Raw genomic sequence first — 17,712 nt, 5'->3', positions numbered from 1 at the left:
GTCTGTTTGTTCCTCGGTTTATTTGCGAAGCGAAGCGCCGTTTTTGCAATCGAGCCGCGCTCCGGTCTCAGTTTCGACGCGTTTCACTCGCGCCGAATCAACGGCGTTTTCGTGTGAAAAACATCAGGTCGAAATCGTCGCGCCGTCGCGCTGGATCGGTTGCGGATGGCCCTGCTCGTCGATCGAGACATAGGTGAAATTGCCGTCGGTGACGAGGATCGACTGCTGCTCGCGGCGACGCAGCACCCAGGCTTCGAGATGCACCGTGATCGAGGTGCGCCCGACGCGCACCAGATTGGCGTGCACCGAGACGAGATCGCCGACATAGACAGCCTTGCGGAAGTTCATCGCCTCGATCGCGACCGTCACGGTGCGGGACCTCGCAACCTTGCCCGCGAACACGCCACCGCCCAGATCCATCTGGCTGAGCAGCCAGCCGCCGAAGATGTCGCCATTGGCATTGGTGTCGGCCGGCATCGCCAGCGTGCGGATGCAGAGATCGCCCTGCGGCTCGTTGCCGCTGATCGGCGGCGCGTGAACATGGGTTTCGGGCGCTTGGGTGTCGGTCACTTGAAGCTCTCCCAGCCGGTATCCGGCGCAAATCGTCCGCCGAACTTGCGCATCAGCGATTGCATGGCCGACACAACGTTATCAACGCCGCGCGTGCGCGCATAGTTGAGCGGGCCGCCACGGAACGGGGCATAGCCGGTGCCGAAGATCATCGCGCCGTCGACCATGTCGGGATCGTCGACAATGCCTTCGCGCAAGGCGGCGACGCAGACATTCGAGATCGGCAGCACCAGCCGATCGATCATTTCGTCGCTTACCTTGGGGCCGGTCTCCGGCAGCGGCGTCTTCTCCGCCTTGCCATCCTTCCAGGTATAGAAGCCCTTGCCGGTCTTGCGGCCGAGCTCGCCCTTGGCGACCTTTTCGCGCAGCCACGCCGGCGTCGGCGGCAAGCTGTCGCCGAACTTGGAGCGCAGCATGTCGCCGACATCGAGGCAGATATCGAGGCCGACCTGGTCGGCAAGCTCGATCGGCCCCATCGGCATGCCGAACTCGACGGCGGCCGCGTCGATCAGGCGCTGGTCGGTCTTCTCATCCAGCATCATCATGGCTTCCAGCATGTACGGCGTCAGCGCGCGGTTGACGAGGAAGCCCGGCGAGCTCTTCACCGGCAGCGGCAGGCGGTCGATGGCGCCGACGAAGGCCATCGCCTGCCTGAGCAGGCTGGCATCGGCGCTGTCATGGCTGACGACCTCGACGAGTTGCAGCCGCGACACCGGGTTGAAGAAATGCAAGCCGAGCAGACGCTCCGGCGTTGCGAGCGTGGTGCGCAGATCCTGCAGCGGGATGCTCGAGGTGTTGGTGGCGAGGATCGCGCCCTGCTTCATCTTCGGCTCGAGGCCGGCATAGATCTTCTGCTTCAGCTCGAGCTTTTCCGGCACCGCTCGATGATCAGATCGGCGTTGCGCACGCCGTCGCCGTCCATGTCGGGGATCAGCCGGTCGAGCGCGTCGCGCTGGTCGGTCTTCTTGCGCATGATCTTGCCGAACAGGTCTGAGGCGCGCTTCATCGCGCCCGCGATTGGCTCGGCCTTCATGTCGGCCAAGGTCACCCGCATGTCCTGGTTGGCGCACCAGGCCGCGATGTCGCCGCCCATCGCGCCGGCGCCGATGACATGGACGTGCGCAACCTTGTTGCCGCTGCCTGCGACCTTCTTCATCTGCTCACGCAGGAAGAAGACGCGGATCAGATTCTGCGCGGTCGGCGTCACCATCAGATTGGCGAACGAGGCCTTCTCGGCGTTCAGCATCGCCGAGCGATTGCCGGCGTGCTTTTCCCAGAGATCGATCAGCGCGTAAGGCGCCGGATAATGCTTGCGCGGCGCCGCCTTCTCGGCCTCGCTGCGCATCCGCGAGGCCAGGAAGCCCCTGACCGGACCGAGATTGAGCAGCGAGTTGAGCGCACCCGGCTTGGCGCGCTTCAGCCGGCCGAACACCGCGTCCCTGACCGCATTGCGGACATGGCGTTCCTGCGTCACGGCGTCGACCAGGCCGAGCGATTTGGCGCGGCGCGCGTCGATCGTCTTGCCGGTCAGCATCAAGGTCATCGCCTGCATCGGGTTGACCAGCTCAGTGAAGCGCACGGTGCCGCCGAGGCCGGGGTGCAGGCCGAGCATGACCTCGGGAAAACCGAACCGTGCATCGTCGATCGCGATCCGCATCTGGCAGGCAAGCGCGACCTCGAGGCCGCCGCCGAGACAGAAGCCGTGGATCACAGCGACCGACGGCACGCGCAACGCCTCCAGCCGGTCGATCACCGCATGGGCACGGCCGATCGCGGTCTCGACCGCGCCGGGTTCGCTGGCGCCACGAAACTCGTTGACGTCGGCGCCGGCGATGAAGCCGCTCTTTTTCGCCGAGCGCACCACGAGCCCGGTCGGCCGCTCGCTCTCCAGCGCCGTGACGATGGCATCGAGCTCTTCGAGCAGATCGGCGGACAGCGTATTGGCGCTGACACCGGCGCGATCGAACAGCAGCCAGGCAATGCCGTCCTCATCACGCGTCAGCTTGAAATTCCTGTACGAGCTGTCGGCGGCGGGCTTCGGCCCGAGCTCGAGCACGCGGTCGGCGAGAAGGTCCATGATCCGTGAATCCATGATCACACCGTCTCTATCAACATCGCGCCGCCCTGCCCGCCACCGATGCATTCGGTGGCGACGCCGCGCCTGGTGCCGAGCCGCTTCATCGCATTGACCAGATGCAGCACGATGCGGTTGCCGCTGGTGCCGACCGGATGGCCGAGGCTGATCGCACCACCATCGACGTTCAACTTCGCGCGGTCGATCTCGCCCGCCGCGCCGTCAAGTCCCAAAATCTCGCGACAGAATTTGTCGTCGTTCCAGGCCGCGAGACAGCCGAGCACCTGAGTCGCGAAGGCCTCGTTGAGCTCCCAGGTCTCGACCTCCTGCAAGGTCAGCCCGTTGCGCTTCAACAGCGCGCTCGCCGACAGCACCGGACCGAGGCCCATGATCGAGGGATCGAGCGCCGACCACTGGCTGTCGAGGATGACGGCCTTCGGCGTCAGCCCGTGCTTGGCCACCGCCGTTTCGGAGGCCAGGATCACCCAGGAGGCGCCGTCGGTGATCTGCGAGGAATTGCCGGCGGTGACCTGGCCCCATGGGCGCTCGAACACCGGCCGCAGCTTCGCCAGCGTCTCGGCGGTCGAGTCCGGGCGAACGCCGTCGTCATGATCGTAGAACTTGCCGTCGCGCGAGAACGCGGTCTCGACCTCGCCCTTGAGGAAGCCTTCCTTCTGCGCCTTCGCCAGCCGCTGATGGCTTTCGGCGGCGTACGCATCGGATTGCGCGCGGGTGATGCCGAAGAGATGGCCGACCTTCTCCGCGGTCTGCCCCATGTTGAGCTCGGTGATCGGATCGGTCAGCCCACGCTCGAGGCCGATGATCGGCTTGAAGTAGCTCGGCTTCACTTTCAGCGCGGCGGCGATCTTGGCCCCTAAGCCCTTGGCTCCGGCAAAGCCGGCGAACCAGCGCACGCCGGAATTGGGCCAGACCAGCGGCGCGTGGCTCAACGCCTCGGCGCCGCCAGCGAGGATCAGGTCGGAGATGCCCTCGCGGATATAGCGATAGCCGGTGTCGATCGACTGCATGCCGGAGCCGCAATTGATCTGCACCGTGAAGGCGACCATCTGCTCGCCCATGCCGAGCCGGAGCGCCGCGACCCGCGCCGGGTTCATCTCGTCGGCGATGACGTTGACGCAGCCGAGAATGACCTGGTCGAAGGCATCAGGCGCGAATGGCTGCCGAGCCAGCAGCGGCCGGCCGCATTGCACGGCGAGATCGACCGGGGTGAACGGGCCGGGACCGGAGCGTGCCTTCAGGAACGGCGTCCGGCTGCCGTCGACGATAAAGACTGGTCGCGCCATCAGCTCGCCGCCCTCTGCTCACCCAGCTCCTGGAAGAACTGATGCACGTCGGCGGATTTCTTGTAAATCGGGGACAGCGCCTCGGGCGCAAAATCATCGACCTCGATGACCTTCGCGACGGCCTCGTGGGCGGCGGCGAGCTTCTCGCCGTCATCCTGGGTGATGACGCCCTTCTTGACGCCCTCCTTCCAGTCATGCAGCCGCGCTGCACGCAACTGCTTGGCGGCATCTTCGGCCGCGGTGACGAGGCGGAAGGCCTTCTCCAGCCGTGCGATGCCGCCGTCGTCCTCGACAAAAGCAAGGTCTGGCGTCAGGCGGTCGCGCGCCGCTGACGGCGACAGCACGAGCTGCGCGCACAGATGAACGACACGGTCCGACGGACCGGTAACGCGGGCGCCGAACGGCTGAACCAGGAATTTCAGCAGCCATGCCACCGGGCGGTTCGGCAGATTGGCGAGAATCTCGGCAAGGCGGTTCTCGATGGTCTTGAAGCCGGATGCCATGCACCATTCGAGCGCGGGAAGATCCTCCTTCTGCCGGCCCTCATCCTGCCAGCGCTTCAGCGCGGCGGACAGCAGGTAAAGTTCAGACAGGATGTCGCCGAAGCGCGCGGAGAGCATTTCCTTGCGCTTCAATGCACCACCGAGGGTAAGCAGCGCCATATCGGCGCACAGCGCGAACGCCGACGAATAGCGCGAGAGCTGGCGATAGAACTCCGTCGCATCGCCGGCGTCCGGCGCCGGCGCGAACAGGCCGAAGCTCCAGCTGCGGCCCCAGGCGCGGAACATGGTCGCGAAGCTGTGGCCGACATGCTTCCAGAACGCGGTGTCGAAGGCCGTGAGGCCTTTGTCGCGATCGGTCTCGCTGAGCGCGTTCATCTCCTGCAACAGATAGGGATGCGCGCGAATCGCGCCCTGTCCGAACACGATCAGATTGCGGGTCAGGATGTTGGCGCCCTCGACCGTGATGCCGACCGGCACCGAGCGATACAGCCCGCCGAGATAGTTCTGCGGCCCGTCGATCACAGCCTTGCCGCCATGGATGTCCATCGCGTCGTCGATCGCGATCCGCATCCGTTCGGTGGCGTGCAGCTTCATGATTCCCGAGATGACGGCGGGATGATGCCCCTCGTTCAACGCGGCACAGGTCAGCCGCCGCGCGGCGTCGAGCAGATACGCGGTGCCGGCGATCCGCGCCAGCGGCTCCTCGATACCCTCGAACTTGGAAATCGAAATGCCGAACTGCTCGCGGATGCGGGCATAGGCGCCGGTGGTACGCGCGGCATAGGCGGCGCCCGCGGCCGACAGCGACGGCAGCGAGATGCCGCGACCGGCGGCGAGCGCCGTCATCAGCATCTTCCAGCCCTGGCCGAGTCTCTCCTGGCCGCCGATGATGTAGTCGAGCGGGATGAAGACGTCCTTGCCCCAGTTCGGACCGTTCTGGAACACCTGCATCGCCGGCAGATGGCGGTGGCCGATCGAGACCCCGGGCAGATGGGTCGGGATCAGCGCGACCGTGATGCCAAGCTCTTCCTCTTGGCCGACGAGGTGATCCGGATCATAGGCCTTGAAGGCAAGGCCGAGCAGCGTCGCGACCGGACCGAGCGTGATGTAGCGCTTGTGCCAGTTCAGCCTCAAACCGAGCACCTCGCGGCCTTCGAAATTGCCCTTGCAGATGATGCCGGTGTCGATCATCGAGGCGGCGTCGGAGCCGGCCTCCGGGCTGGTCAGACCGAAGCAGGGAATGTCCTGGCCGGCGGCGAGCCGCGGCAGCCATTTATCCTGCTGCTCTTTCGTGCCGAAGCGCATCAGGAGTTCGCCCGGCCCGAGCGAGTTCGGCACCATCACGGTGACGGCCGCGGTCAGCGAGCGCGACGAGATCTTGCGCACCACTTCGGAATGCGCATAGGGCGAGAAGCCGAGGCCGCCGAATTCCTTCGGAATGATCATGCCGAAGAACTTCTTGGCCTTGATGAAGGCCCAGACCTCGGGCGGCAGATCGCGCCATTCCCAATTGATCTTCCACTCGTCGAGCATCGTGCAGAGTTCGTCGACCGGACCGTGCAGGAAGGCGGTCTCTTCGTCGGTTAGTTTGGCCGGCGCGAATGCCAGCAATTTCGACCAGTCGGGATTGCCGGTGAACAGATCGGCGTCCCACCAGACGTCGCCGGCTTCCAGCGCCTCGCGCTCGGTGTCCGACATGGTCGGCAGCACGCCACGCGCCCAGGAGAAGATCGGCTTGGAAAGGTAATCGCGGCGGAAGCTCATGGTGGGGTCCTCATGGATCGGCGGCGCGGATGCATAATCCTATCGGAAAGTGCCGGTCCCCGGTGAACACTTCGCTGTTCAAATAAAGCGAAATTGACGCGGCCAAGCCGCCGTTTGTTAACGGCAGGCTGCGCGTTCAGTTCCGAAAGCTGAGGTGCGACAATCAGGTAGCGGGGGATGGCGCAGACGCCACCCCCGCGCGGGACGAGCTAGGCCGGTCCGGCGCCCTGGGTCGCGGTATAGACCGCGTAGAGCGACTGGCTTGCGGCCATGAACAGGCGGTTGCGCTTGGGGCCGCCGAAGGTGATGTTGCCGCAGACCTCGGGCAGGCGGATGCGGCCGAGCAGCTTGCCTTCCGGCGACCAGCACGTCGCGCCGTTGTAGCCGACCGCGCGGCCGGCATTGCTCGAGCACCAGACATTGCCGTTGACGTCGCAGCGGATGCCGTCCGGTCCGCACTTCACGCCGTCGATGGTGAAGTCGCTGAACCGCTTGCCGTTGGAGAGCTTGTTGTCGGCGCCGACATCGAACACGAAGACGTCGCCCTTGCCGCCCGGGCCGGTGTCGCCGGGCCCCTTGCCGGTCGAAACCACGTAGAGCTTCTTGTAATCGGGCGAGAAGCAAAGGCCGTTCGGGTCCGGCACCTGATCCTCGCTGACCACGAGATCGACGCGGCCGGAGGGATCGATGCGATAGCAATTGGTCGGCAGTTCGCGCTTGAACGGCACGAAGCCGGCCGGCTGACCGATCCGCGGATTGAGCTTGCCGGCCGGATTGACCGGACCTCCTGCGGCATCTGGCTCGCCCTCATAGAGCTGGCTGCCATAGGGCGGATCGGTGAACCAGTAGCTGCCGTCGGGATGCGCGACGACGTCGTTCGGCGAGTTCAGCCGCTTGCCGTTGTATGAATCGGCAAGCACGGTCGCGGTGCCGTCATTCTCGTAGCGCGTCACGCGGCGGGTGAGATGCTCGCAGGAGAGCTGGCGGCCCTGGAAGTCGAACGAATTGCCGTTCGAGTAGTTCGACGGCATGCGGAAGACGCTGACATGGCCGTCATCCTCCGACCAGCGCATCTGCCGGTTGTTCGGGATGTCGCTCCACAGCAGATAGCGGCCCTGCGAGCTCCAGGCCGGGCCTTCCGACCACAGCGCGCCGGTATAGAGGCGCTTGATCGAGGTGTTGGGCTGGGCCAGGTCGTTGAAGGACGGATCGACCGCAATGACGTCGGGATCCCAGAAATAGGTGGTCGGCGCACCACGCGGACTGAAGTCGCGTGGCGGACTGGTGATTGTCGTCGGCGGCCCGACCGGCGCTGGCGCGTTCTGGGCCAGAGCGCTGCCGATACCCGTCACACCAGCGGCCGCGGAAACCGCAAGGCCCTGGACAAGGGTTCGGCGTGAAACGTTCGGATCGCGCCGCTCTTCTGTTGGATTGCTCCGCGGTTGGCGTGTCATCGCATCCTCCCACTCTGTTGGCCGGCCGTTGATCCGGCCTGGCGCGCGGGAGGTTAGACTGCTCGCCCCGAGGTTGCGAGTGACGGTTTTTCATCACAGCGCGCGGAAATTTCACATTGTTGTGGTTTCCGCTTGCGTCAGTGCGAGGAGCGAAGCGACGAAGCCGTGGAGAGATGGATTGCTTCGCTCGCAATGACGGTTACATAGACAGCCTCAATCCGGCCGGACCATCTCGAACATGTTTTCCGGCTTGATCTCGAAATAGTCCCCTCTCCGGCCGGCGCGGACGATCGGGTGCGCGAGACCGGTCTGGTAGACGCCGTCCTTGATGAAAGTTTTATCGATGTGGACGGCGACGACCTCGCCGAGCGTCAGCCAGGCCTCGGCCTTCTTGCCGTCGGCGCCCTGGAGCTGGATGATCTGGCTCACCTTGCATTCGAACGAGACCGGGCTTTCGGCAACGCGCGGGACGTTGACGAGCTTGCCGGCGACCGGCGTCAGCCCTGCGAGCTTGAACTCGTCGACATCGCGCGCGACATGCGCCGCGGTCGCGTTCATGTGCTTGGCGAGATCCATCGTCGCCAGGTTCCAGACGAACTCGCCGGTGTCCTGGATGTTGGCGACGCTGTCCTTCCAGTTGGTGGAGGAGAAGCCGATGATCGGCGGCACGTAGCAGAAGGCGTTGAAGAAGCTGTAGGGCGCGAGGTTGACGTTGCCGCCCTTGTCGCGCGAGGAGATCCAGCCGATCGGCCGCGGCGCCACGATGGCGTTGAACGGATCGTGCTTCAGGCCGTGGCCGTTCTTCGGCTCGTAGAAGTGCAGGTCTTTCGCGGTCACGGTGGGGCCCTCGTCATTCCGGGATGGTGCGTAGCACCAGACCCGGAATCTCGAGATTCCGGGTTCGATGCTACGCATCGCCCCGGAATGACAACGAAGTCAACTGACGAAAACGTCAGCCCTGGCGCTCAACTGGCGCGGATGCGCGGCGACAGGCCGGCGATCACGAAATCGATCATCTCGTCGATGGTCGGGCCCGGTTTGGTGGCGCATTGGGCGATCATCTGCGGATGGAAGAACCGGATCATCGCCGTGCAGGCGCACAGCGCGGCGAGTTGCAGGTCCTTGACCTCGAATTCGCCGGAGGCAGCGCCTTGCGCGATCACCTCGCCGATGATGTTGCCGATACAATCCATATGGGCGACACAGACGTCCCAGTCCTCCTGCATCGCGATCTCGACCATCTCGTGCAGCTTGGAGTCGCCGACATAGCGCTCGGTGTTCATGCGATTGATGGTCTTCATCATCTGGCGCAGGCGCGTCGCCGCCGGTCCCTCCGACCGCGCGATGCGCTGGGCCTCGATCTCGACCCCGCCCATCAGGCCGCGCGCCACGCCCTCGTGGATCGACTTCTTCGAATCGAAGAAGCGGTACACGTTGGCGGGGCTCATCCGCAGCTCTTTGGCGATGTCGGCGACCGTGGTCTTCTGGTAGCCGATCTGCCGGAACAAGCGCTCCGCCACCACGAGAATCCGTTCGCGGGTGTCGGTTTCGCTATGTTCCTGGATCAGCGTCATGTTGGCCTGCTCAATCTTCAATTATTCAGCCGCTTCAGCAAGTGGAAATGCGTGTTGCGCATCGCCGGCATGCTGCGGCGCAGTATTGATCTGCTCAGGGCCGCTCTCCTCGAGGGTCTTGCGGAACCAGAGGGCGTAAAGGCCCGGCAGATACAGCAAGGTCAGGAAAGTCGCAACAAACAAACCGCCCATGATGGTGATCGCCATCGGGCCCCAGAACGCCGAGCGCGACAGCGGGATCATGGCGAGGATCGCCGCGAGCGCGGTCAGCACCACCGGCCGGGCGCGCCGGACCGTGGCCTCGACGATGGCCTCGCGCCGGGTCAGCCCGGACGCCACGTCGCTCTCGATCTGATCGACCAGAATGACGGTGTTGCGCATGATCATGCCGGCGAGCGCGATCAGGCCGAGCAGCGCCACGAAGCCGAACGGCTGGTTGGCGACGTTGAGCCCGAGCGAGGCGCCGACGATGCCGAGCGGCGCGGTCAGGAACACCAGGGTCAGGCGCGAGAAGCTCTGCAGCTGGATCATCAGCAGCGTCAGCATCACCATCACCATCACCGGGAAGAGAATGAAGATCGACGCATTGCCCTTGGCGGATTCCTCAAACGCGCCGCCTGGCTCGATCCGGTAGGCCGGCTCGAGATGGGCCTGGATATCCTTCAGCCTGGGCGCGATCTGGTTGGTGACGTCGGGCGCCTGCACGCCGTCGACGACATCCGAGCGCACCGTGATCGCCATGTCGCGGTTGCGCCGCCACAGGATCGGCTCCTCATGCGCATATTCGATCTTTGCAATCTGCTGCAGCGGGACCGCCACGCCATTGCGCGACGTGATGGTGAGATCGCCGACCCGGCCGAGATCGAGCCGTTCGGACGGTACCGCACGGGCGACCACGCCGACCTTCTCGATGCCGTCGCGGATCGTGGTGACCGGCGCGCCGGAGATCAGCATCGCCAGCGCCTGCGAGACGTCCTGCGGGGTCAGGCCGAGCGCGCGCGCCCGATCCTGGTCGACCGCGAGCTTCAGATAGGGCGACTGCTCGTTCCAGTCGAGCTGGACGTCCTTCACGTTCTTGTTCTGGCGCATGACCTCGCGGACCTGGTAGGCGATGTCGCGCACCTTGTTCGCGTCCGGCCCGATCACGCGGAACTGGACCGGAAAGCCGACCGGCGGACCGAAGTTGAAGCGATCGACCCGGACCCGCGCCTCGTTCAGCGCGCCGTCGGCCGCAGCCTGCTCGATCTTGGCCTTGACGCGCTCGCGCGCCTCGACGTTCTTGGCGAGGATGACGATCTCGGCGAACGCCTCGTTCGGCAACTGCGGGTTGAGGCCGAGCCAGAACCGCGGCGAACCCTGGCCGACATAGGCGGTGTAGGTCTGGATGTCGTCATCGCCCTTCAACAGCCCTTCGGCCTTCTTCACCGCCTTCTCGGTCACCTTGAAGGCCGTGCCCTCGGGCAGGCGGAGCTGCAGGAACAGCTCGGGCCGCTCCGACAGCGGGAAGAACTGCTGCTGGACGTGGCCGAAGCCGACGATCGCGGCGACGAACACGCCGACGGTCGCCGCCACCACCTTGATGCGGTGATCGACACACCACTGCACGACGCTGCGCAGGCCACGATACATCCTTGTCTCGTAGATCGCATGCGGATCGTGGTTCTGGTGCACCTTGATGTTGGGCAGCAGCTTGACGCCGATATACGGCGTGAAGATCACCGCGACGAACCAGGAGGCGACCAGCGCGATCGCCACGATCCAGAAGATGCCGCCGGCATATTCGCCGACCGCCGAATTGGCAAAGCCGATGGGGAGGAAGCCAGCGGCTGTGACCAGCGTTCCCGTGAGCATCGGAAACGCGGTGGATTCCCAGGCAAAGGACGCCGCCTTCATGCGGTCCCAGCCCTGTTCCATTTTCACCACCATCATCTCGACCGCGATGATGGCGTCGTCGACCAGAAGGCCGAGCGCGATGATCAGCGCGCCGAGCGTGATGCGGTGCAGGTCGAGCGACATCGCGTTCATCACGATGAAGACGATGCCGAGCACCAGCGGCACCGACAGCGCCACCACGATGCCGGTACGCCAGCCCAGCGCGACGAACGAGACGAACAGCACGATCGCGAGCGCCTCGACGAAGGAGTGCACGAACTCGCCGACGGCATGCTCGACCACCTTGGGCTGATCGGCGATCTGCTGGATGTCGATGCCCTGCGGCACCGCCTTCAGGAACTCGGCGGTCGCCTGCTGGACCTCTTTGCCGAGCTCGAGGATGTTGGCGCCCTTGGCGGTGACGACGCCGATGCCGAGCGCGGGCTTGCCTTCCTGGCGGACCTTGAAGGTCGGCGGATCGACATAGCCGTGGTTGACGGTTGCGATATCGCCGAGCCGGAACACGCGGCCGTTGCTCTCGACCGGCGTTTCGGCAACCGCCTTGACGCCGTCAAGCGCGCCGGTGACGCGCAGCGGCACGCGCTGCGACGACGTCTCGACGGTGCGGCCGGGGTGACATTGTTCTGCTTGGCAAGTGAATCGAACAGCGCCTGCGGCGTGATGCCGAGCGTCGCCAGCTTGGCATGTGAGAACTCGACGAAGATGCGCTCGTCCTGGGTACCGTAGAGGTCGATCTTGGTGACACCCGGCACCTTCAGCAGCCGCTGCCGGAAGCCTTCGGCGACCTTCTTCAGCTGCGCGTAATTGGCGCCGTCGCCGGTCATCATATAGAGGATCGAATCGACGTCGGAGAATTCGTCGTTGACGACGGGGCCGAGGATGCCGGAGGGCAGCTCGCCCTGCACGTCGACCAGCTTCTTGCGCAAGAGATAGAAGAGATAGGGCACGTCCTTCGGCGAGGTCGAATCCTTGAAGGAGACCTGCATCGCCGTGAAGCCCGGCTTGGAATAGGTCTGCACCTTGTCGAAGAACGGCAGCTCCTGCAGCTTCTTCTCGATCGGATCGGCGACCTGCATCTGCATTTCCTGCGAGGTCGCGCCCGGCCACATCACCGAGACGTTCACCACCTTGACGGTGAAGAACGGATCCTCGGCGCGGCCGAGCTTCTGATAGGAGAAGAAGCCGGCGGCGCGAGGATGATCATCAGGAACAGCACCAGCGTCGGATGGCTGACCGCCCAGGCCGAAAGGTTGAAGCGCTTCATCGAACTCTCCAAGTTCTAGACCAGGTCCCAGAACCGTTTCTGCTGATATTGCGAGGATCAGAACGACAGCGACGACACGACCCGCACCTTCTGGCTCGGATCGAGTTTCTGCACGCCGAGGGCGACCACCTTGGCGCCGTCGTCGACGCCGCCGGAGATCACGACGTTGTTGCTCTCATAGGCCTTCACCTTGACCGGCTTGAGCGCGACCTCGCCCTTTTCGTCGACGATGTAGAGCGAGGGATCGCCGCCCTGGCTGTACAGCGCCGACAGCGGCAACTTGGCGACGCGCTCGCTCGCCTTGTCGGCCAATGTTAGCGTCGCGGTCATGCCGAGCGACACGGCGTCGTCGGCATCCGGCAGCGAGAATTTCGCAAGATAGGTGCGGGTGGCGGGATCGGCCTGCGGCGCGACCTCGCGCAGCTTCGCGGCATAGGTCTTCTTCGCATCCGACCACAGCGTCACCGTGGCAACGCCCGACCTGGCACGAGCAAGAAGCGTCTCTGGGATCGCGACGACGGCTTCCTTCTCACCAAGTCGGGCGACACGGATCGAGGCCTGGCCCGCGGCAACCACCTGGCCGGGCTCGATCATGGTCGCTGTGACGACACCCCGGGTGTCGGCCACCAGCGTTGCGTAAGAGAGGGAATTCTTGGTCAGCTCGACCGAGCGCTCGGCACGGTTCAGCCGGGCGCGGGCCTCGTCGCCGGCCGCCTTGGCGGAGTCGAGCGCCGCATCGGTGGTCCAGCCCTTGGCCTTCAGGTCCTTGGCGCGCTGCTCGGCGGCCGCGGCCTGCGCCAGCACGCCGGTGGCGGCGCGGAATTCGGCCTCCGCCTGCTCGGCCTGCAGCTTCAGATCGACCTCGTCGAGGGTGGCCAAGGGCTGGTCGACGTCGACTGTCTGTCCGACCTCGACCAGCCGCTTGGCCACCTTGCCGGCAACCCGAAAGCCCATATCGGCTTCGATACGGGGCTTGATGGTGCCGACAAAGCTGCGCTCAGGGGTTTCAGCTTCGTAATGGACGGTCGCCACCAGAACCGGGCGTCCCGGATCAGCGGTTTCGGCCGCCTTTTCGTTGCAGCCGGTCAGCGCGAATACCGCGAAAGCTAACGATGCTCCCGTCAAGAGCCTGTAATAGCTCGAGAAAATAGAACGGCCGAACATCTGAATTCTCCATCGGGCTGACGACTGATGAAGAGTATCGATTTATCACTGATGAATGTCAATAATCATCAGTAGTAACCTGTTCGTGAGGACGGCCGTGAACGGCGCCGGAAGTGGCCAATGTTTTGGGTTGCGTAGCCCGGATCGAGCGGAGCGAAATCCGGGAGGCGGCCGATGCGACAATGGTCCGCGGACTACGCTTCGCTCTACCCATCCTACGCAGCGGCGCGAGCGTTACGCGCCGCTACTTCGCTTCCACGAACTCGGTCTTGGTCTCGTGGCTGCCGAGGAACACCAGCAGGCCGCCGATCAGCGGCAGCAGCGACAGCACCAAAAGGCCGGTCGATGTGCTGCCGGTGCTCTCCTTGACCCAGCCGATCAGGTACGGCCCGAGGAAACCGGCGAGGTTGCCGATCGAGTTGATCAGCGCGATCGCACCGGCGGCCGCGGTGCCGGACAGCCAGGCGGTCGGCAGCGTCCAGAACACTGCGAAGGTGCAGAAGACGCCGATCGCGGCGACCGTCAGGACGACCATGGTCAAGATCGGATCGGAGATGTAGCTGGAGACGGCGAGCGCGAGCGCGGTCAGGAGCAGCGGGGCGCCGACATGAAACACGCGCTCGCGCGTGGCATCCGAGCGGCGCGCCCACAGGATCATCGCGATGGTGCCGAACACATAGGGGATCGCGGTGACGAAGCCGGTCTGCGCATTGCTGAGGCCGAACGCCTTGACGATCTGCGGCAGCCAGAACTGCATGCCATAGAGCGCGGCGACGAAGCCGAAATAGATCGCGCTGAGCGCCAGCACCTTCGGCGAGCACAACGCTTCGAGCAGCGTGAAGTGCCTGGCCGCCTGCTTGGCCGCCACCTCGGCATCGAGCTTTGCCTTCAGCCATGCCTTCTGCTCGGCCGAGAGCCAATCGGCCCGCTCCGGCCGGTCGGTGAGATAGAACCAGGTGACGATACCGAGCAGCACCGAGGGAACGCCCTCGATGATGAACAGCCACTGCCAGCCCTTCAGCCCCATCACACCATCGAGCCCGAGCAAGAGGCCGGAGATCGGCGCGCCGATCGCGGTCGAGACCGGGACGGCGATCGCGAAGGCGGCGAGGAAGCGGGCGCGATATTCGGCCGGGTACCAATAGGTGAGATAAAGGATGATGCCGGGGAAGAAGCCGGCCTCGGCCACGCCGAGGAAAAAGCGCACCGCGTAGAAGCTGTGCTCGTCATAGACTGCCGCCATCAACGCCGACAGGATGCCCCAGCTCACCATGATGCGGGCGATCCACTTGCTGGCGCCGAACCGCTCCAGCGCCAGGTTGCTCGGCACCTCGAAGACGAAATAGCCGATGAAGAAGATGCCGGCCCCAAACGAGAACACCAGGGGCGAGAACTTCAGCTCGGTGTTCATGGTGAGCGCCGCGAAGCTGAGATTGACGCGGTCGAGATAGGAGAAGAAGTAGGCCAGGATCAGGAACGGGATCAGCCGCCAGGAGATCGCGCGGATCGTGGACGTCTCGACCTCGCTGTGGGTGCCGCGATCGGGCGCAGCGGTTGCGGTCTGGCTCATCTGTTTCCCCCAAGGCAAATGCTTGGCTTGAGGAATATTGTCTGGCCCGGCATTGGGCAATGGCAAAGAGTCGCAGCACGCGGTGCAAACGGGAACGCCGAGCGTTATCCACTGCGTCATTGCGAGGGGCTCGCGACAAGATTGCAGAGCAATTTTGCGCTGAAGCGACGAAGCGATCCATCCGTCCGTCTTGCGGTGCGATGGATTGCTTCGCTTTCGCTCGCAATGACGGATAGAGAGTTCCGGGACCTACTCCGCCAGCTGGAAGCGCTCGAAGCGGTCGAGCTCCTCCTCGATGCGGCGCTTCAGCTCCTTGCGCCCCGCTTGCCTCTTACCGTTGCCGACCCAGCTCCATTTCTGCATCAGCAGCTTCCTGTTCTGCCGGTCGGTCTTGAGGTCGAGGGCGGCAACGATGTCGTCGCCGACCAGCACCGGCAGCGCGAAGTAGCCGAACAGGCGCTTCTGCTTCGGCACATAGGCCTCGAAACGATGGCCGTAGCCGAAGAACAGCTCGGTGCGCTTGCGCTGGATGATCAGGGGATCGAAGGGCGAGAGGATGTGCACGAGCGCGGGATCGCCCTCGCCGCTCGCTTCCAGCGCCTCGGGCCGCGCCCAATGCTCCTGCTTGCCGGCGCCATCGAGCGCGATCCGGACCAGCTCCTTGCGGCGCACTCTCGCCTCGATCAGGCCGCGCACCGCCTTCTTGCTCGGCGCGTCGAGATGGCAGATCGAATCCAGGCTGACGATGCCCTGCGAGCGCAGTGCGCGGTCGAGCAGATAGGCGGTCCTGGCCGAGGCCGGCGCGGGCTTCGGCGGCTTGTTCCAGCCGAAATGCCTGTTCATCAGCTCGTAGGTCTTCAGCATGCCCGCGCGCTCGCTGATCGTGACCACGCCGCCATAGAAGGCGAGCTGCAGCGCACGCTTGGACGGTTTGCGGCTCTGCCAGAGATGCTCCTTCTCGGTCAGCACGTCGTCTTCGATGTCGCGGATGGTCAGCGGACCCTCGCGCAGCAGCCGCATGATCTTGCGCGTGTCCGCCGGGGTCACCGACGCGAACCATTTATGGCCGTCGCGCTTATGCGCCCTCATCGCCGGCAGGAAGATGTTGATGTCCTTGGACGGCACGTAGGACAGCGCGTGCGTCCAGTATTCGAACACGCTCTTGTCCTGGCTCTGCGCCTGCTTGAGGTCGGCGCGGCGGTAATCCGGAATCCGGGTGAACAGGATATGGTGATGGCAGCGCTCGATCACGTTGATGGTGTCGATCTGCACATAGCCGAGATGGTCGACGGCGGCCGCCACGGCTGACGCGCCCTCCCCGAACGGCGCCGTTGTATCGAGCCGCTGCGCACGCAGCCAGATATGGCGAGCGGCGGCATTGTTCAGGGATAAGGGTTCGGCGGCGCGAGGCATTGCTCCGGCAATGTAGTGAGATTCGCGCCGCTGTGGAGAGCCGCGCGAGGGAAATCGGCCGTGCATGATCATCGCCCCTCGACGTTGCGCGGCGCTTCGGGCCGCCTACGGCGGACCAACGGCTCCCCGCAACCAGGGAACGTCCGCCAGCGCCGCCGCGAGCGCGGCGTTCTCCTCATGGAAGACCCGGGACGAATGGCCGCCGATCGGAAACCAGCCGCGGCCATCTTCGACGTCGCGCCGATATTCTTCGAAGCCGATGCTGCCGTCCGGACGCAGGAAGATATCAACGCAGCGCGAGCCACCTTCGTCATTGATCGAGCGAAGGACGCGATTGACGTGGGCCATATGATCCTCCTCTCCGCCAAGCGCCCCGGCCTGGCACAGGGCTGGGCCGGCCCATGCAACCGTGACCTAGATCACATTCGGGGCTTTGAACCCGTCCTAGGTTCCCAGCATCAAAACGATAGCAGCCGGATTGGCTGGCCGGACATTCAAGGACCAAGACCATGACCCGCTCCCATTTCCTGTCTCTTTTGACAATCGGCGCTGCGCTGTCGATAACGGCGGGCGTCGCACTGGCCGGCAGTAACACCGTTCCCGCCGCCCAGATCCTCAATGCGCTAAAGCCGAAGTCAGCCACCCGCAGCCTCTCCGCCGGCACGCAGGTCGACCCGGCCGCTTCGGCCAAGGAGGCGAGCTTCCTCAATACCGTTCGCAACCGGCAGACCCGCTCGCTGTCACTGGGCGAACGCCAGGAGATCGCAGACATCGCCGCCAACAAGCCGAAGATCGATTTGGAGATTCACTTCGACTACAACTCGGCTGAGATCGCCAAGGGCTCGGCCCAGGCGGTGCAGGAGCTCGGCAAGGCGCTGTCGGATGCCAGCATGAAGGGCTCGACCTTCGTCGTCGCCGGCCACACCGATGCGATCGGCAGCGAAGCCTATAACCAGGATCTCTCGGAGCGCCGCGCCGACACCATCAAGACCTATCTGGTCGAGCATTACGGCCTGAACGGCTCCGATCTCGTGACCGTCGGCTACGGCAAGACGCGGCCGAAAGACCCGAACGCGCCGATGGACCCGACCAACCGCCGCGTGCAGGTGGTCAACATGGATACCAAGACGGCGCAGCAGTAATCTCCCGAACTTCCGATCCGCCT

Annotated in this window: 11 protein-coding genes and 2 pseudogenes; 1 reads left to right on the top strand and 12 read right to left on the bottom strand. The window is 64.7% G+C overall.

All coding sequences use genetic code 11. From position 1 onward, the window contains the following. Nucleotides 1–123: 123 nt before the first annotated feature. From ALC15_RS10450 to ALC15_RS10395, 12 genes and pseudogenes are all read right to left on the bottom strand, one after another. On the bottom strand, nucleotides 124–585 hold the full coding sequence (locus tag ALC15_RS10450) for an acyl-CoA thioesterase (protein ID WP_050627178.1): 462 nt from the start codon (nucleotides 583–585) through the stop codon (nucleotides 124–126). Continuing rightward, a pseudogene (locus ALC15_RS10445) lies at nucleotides 567–2,662 on the bottom strand (3-hydroxyacyl-CoA dehydrogenase NAD-binding domain-containing protein). The gene ALC15_RS10450 and the pseudogene ALC15_RS10445 overlap by 19 nt, the downstream one beginning before the upstream one ends. 2 nt (nucleotides 2,663–2,664) lie before the next feature. Further along, entirely contained in the window at nucleotides 2,665–3,948 is a 1,284-nt protein-coding gene (locus ALC15_RS10440; protein WP_050627177.1) for an acetyl-CoA C-acetyltransferase, read from the bottom strand. After that, on the bottom strand, nucleotides 3,948–6,215 hold the full coding sequence (locus tag ALC15_RS10435; RefSeq protein WP_050627176.1) for an acyl-CoA dehydrogenase: 2,268 nt from the start codon (nucleotides 6,213–6,215) through the stop codon (nucleotides 3,948–3,950). Before ALC15_RS10435 ends, ALC15_RS10440 begins: the two co-directional genes overlap by 1 nt. 209 nt (nucleotides 6,216–6,424) lie before the next feature. Continuing rightward, nucleotides 6,425–7,669, bottom strand: coding sequence for an SMP-30/gluconolactonase/LRE family protein (locus ALC15_RS10430; RefSeq protein WP_050627175.1), 1,245 nt, complete (start codon nucleotides 7,667–7,669; stop codon nucleotides 6,425–6,427). A 213-nt stretch (nucleotides 7,670–7,882) separates the two neighbouring features. Continuing rightward, nucleotides 7,883–8,506: a flavin reductase family protein gene (locus ALC15_RS10425; protein ID WP_050627174.1), complete on the bottom strand. Its 624-nt coding sequence runs from the start codon at nucleotides 8,504–8,506 to the stop codon at nucleotides 7,883–7,885. Nucleotides 8,507–8,634: 128 nt separating this feature from the next. Then, entirely contained in the window at nucleotides 8,635–9,243 is a 609-nt protein-coding gene (locus ALC15_RS10420) for a TetR/AcrR family transcriptional regulator (RefSeq protein WP_050627243.1), read from the bottom strand. Between the two features lie 21 nt (nucleotides 9,244–9,264). Continuing rightward, a pseudogene (locus tag ALC15_RS10415) lies at nucleotides 9,265–12,400 on the bottom strand (efflux RND transporter permease subunit). 57 nt (nucleotides 12,401–12,457) lie between these two features. Continuing rightward, complete coding sequence (locus ALC15_RS10410) at nucleotides 12,458–13,564, bottom strand: efflux RND transporter periplasmic adaptor subunit (RefSeq protein ID WP_050627173.1); 1,107 nt, start codon at nucleotides 13,562–13,564, stop codon at nucleotides 12,458–12,460. Nucleotides 13,565–13,808: 244 nt separating this feature from the next. Further along, nucleotides 13,809–15,134 carry an MFS transporter gene (locus ALC15_RS10405; RefSeq protein ID WP_050627172.1) on the bottom strand — a complete coding sequence of 442 codons (1,326 nt, stop codon included), beginning with the start codon at nucleotides 15,132–15,134 and terminating at the stop codon, nucleotides 13,809–13,811. Nucleotides 15,135–15,383: 249 nt separating this feature from the next. After that, nucleotides 15,384–16,547, bottom strand: coding sequence for a winged helix-turn-helix domain-containing protein (locus tag ALC15_RS10400; protein WP_050627171.1), 1,164 nt, complete (start codon nucleotides 16,545–16,547; stop codon nucleotides 15,384–15,386). 105 nt (nucleotides 16,548–16,652) lie between these two features. Continuing rightward, nucleotides 16,653–16,895: a hypothetical protein gene (locus ALC15_RS10395; RefSeq protein ID WP_050627170.1), complete on the bottom strand. Its 243-nt coding sequence runs from the start codon at nucleotides 16,893–16,895 to the stop codon at nucleotides 16,653–16,655. A gap of 161 nt (nucleotides 16,896–17,056) precedes the next feature. On the opposite strand from ALC15_RS10395, the gene ALC15_RS10390 reads away from it, so the two are divergent. Further along, nucleotides 17,057–17,689 (top strand): OmpA family protein, encoded by a 633-nt coding sequence (locus ALC15_RS10390; RefSeq protein ID WP_050627169.1) that lies wholly within the window; start codon nucleotides 17,057–17,059, stop codon nucleotides 17,687–17,689. Nucleotides 17,690–17,712: the final 23 nt, after the last annotated feature.

It is taken from the genome of Bradyrhizobium viridifuturi, assembly GCF_001238275.1.
Lineage (GTDB): Bacteria > Pseudomonadota > Alphaproteobacteria > Rhizobiales > Xanthobacteraceae > Bradyrhizobium > Bradyrhizobium viridifuturi.
The sequence above is the reverse complement of the archived record's forward strand: the minus strand, read 5'-3'. Positions and strand labels throughout refer to the sequence as shown.

What these genes read in the sequence shown, in the direction of transcription:
- ALC15_RS10440 (WP_050627177.1), bottom strand. Translation starts at nt 3,948, where the DNA reads ATGGCGCGACCAGTCTTTATCGTCGACGGCAGCCGGACGCCGTTCCTG.
- ALC15_RS10435 (WP_050627176.1), bottom strand. Translation starts at nt 6,215, where the DNA reads ATGAGCTTCCGCCGCGATTACCTTTCCAAGCCGATCTTCTCCTGGGCG.
- ALC15_RS10430 (WP_050627175.1), bottom strand. Translation starts at nt 7,669, where the DNA reads ATGACACGCCAACCGCGGAGCAATCCAACAGAAGAGCGGCGCGATCCG.
- ALC15_RS10420 (WP_050627243.1), bottom strand. Translation starts at nt 9,243, where the DNA reads ATGACGCTGATCCAGGAACATAGCGAAACCGACACCCGCGAACGGATT.
- ALC15_RS10410 (WP_050627173.1), bottom strand. Translation starts at nt 13,564, where the DNA reads ATGTTCGGCCGTTCTATTTTCTCGAGCTATTACAGGCTCTTGACGGGA.
- ALC15_RS10405 (WP_050627172.1), bottom strand. Translation starts at nt 15,134, where the DNA reads ATGAGCCAGACCGCAACCGCTGCGCCCGATCGCGGCACCCACAGCGAG.
- ALC15_RS10400 (WP_050627171.1), bottom strand. Translation starts at nt 16,547, where the DNA reads ATGCCTCGCGCCGCCGAACCCTTATCCCTGAACAATGCCGCCGCTCGC.
- ALC15_RS10395 (WP_050627170.1), bottom strand. Translation starts at nt 16,895, where the DNA reads ATGGCCCACGTCAATCGCGTCCTTCGCTCGATCAATGACGAAGGTGGC.
- ALC15_RS10390 (WP_050627169.1), top strand. Translation starts at nt 17,057, where the DNA reads ATGACCCGCTCCCATTTCCTGTCTCTTTTGACAATCGGCGCTGCGCTG.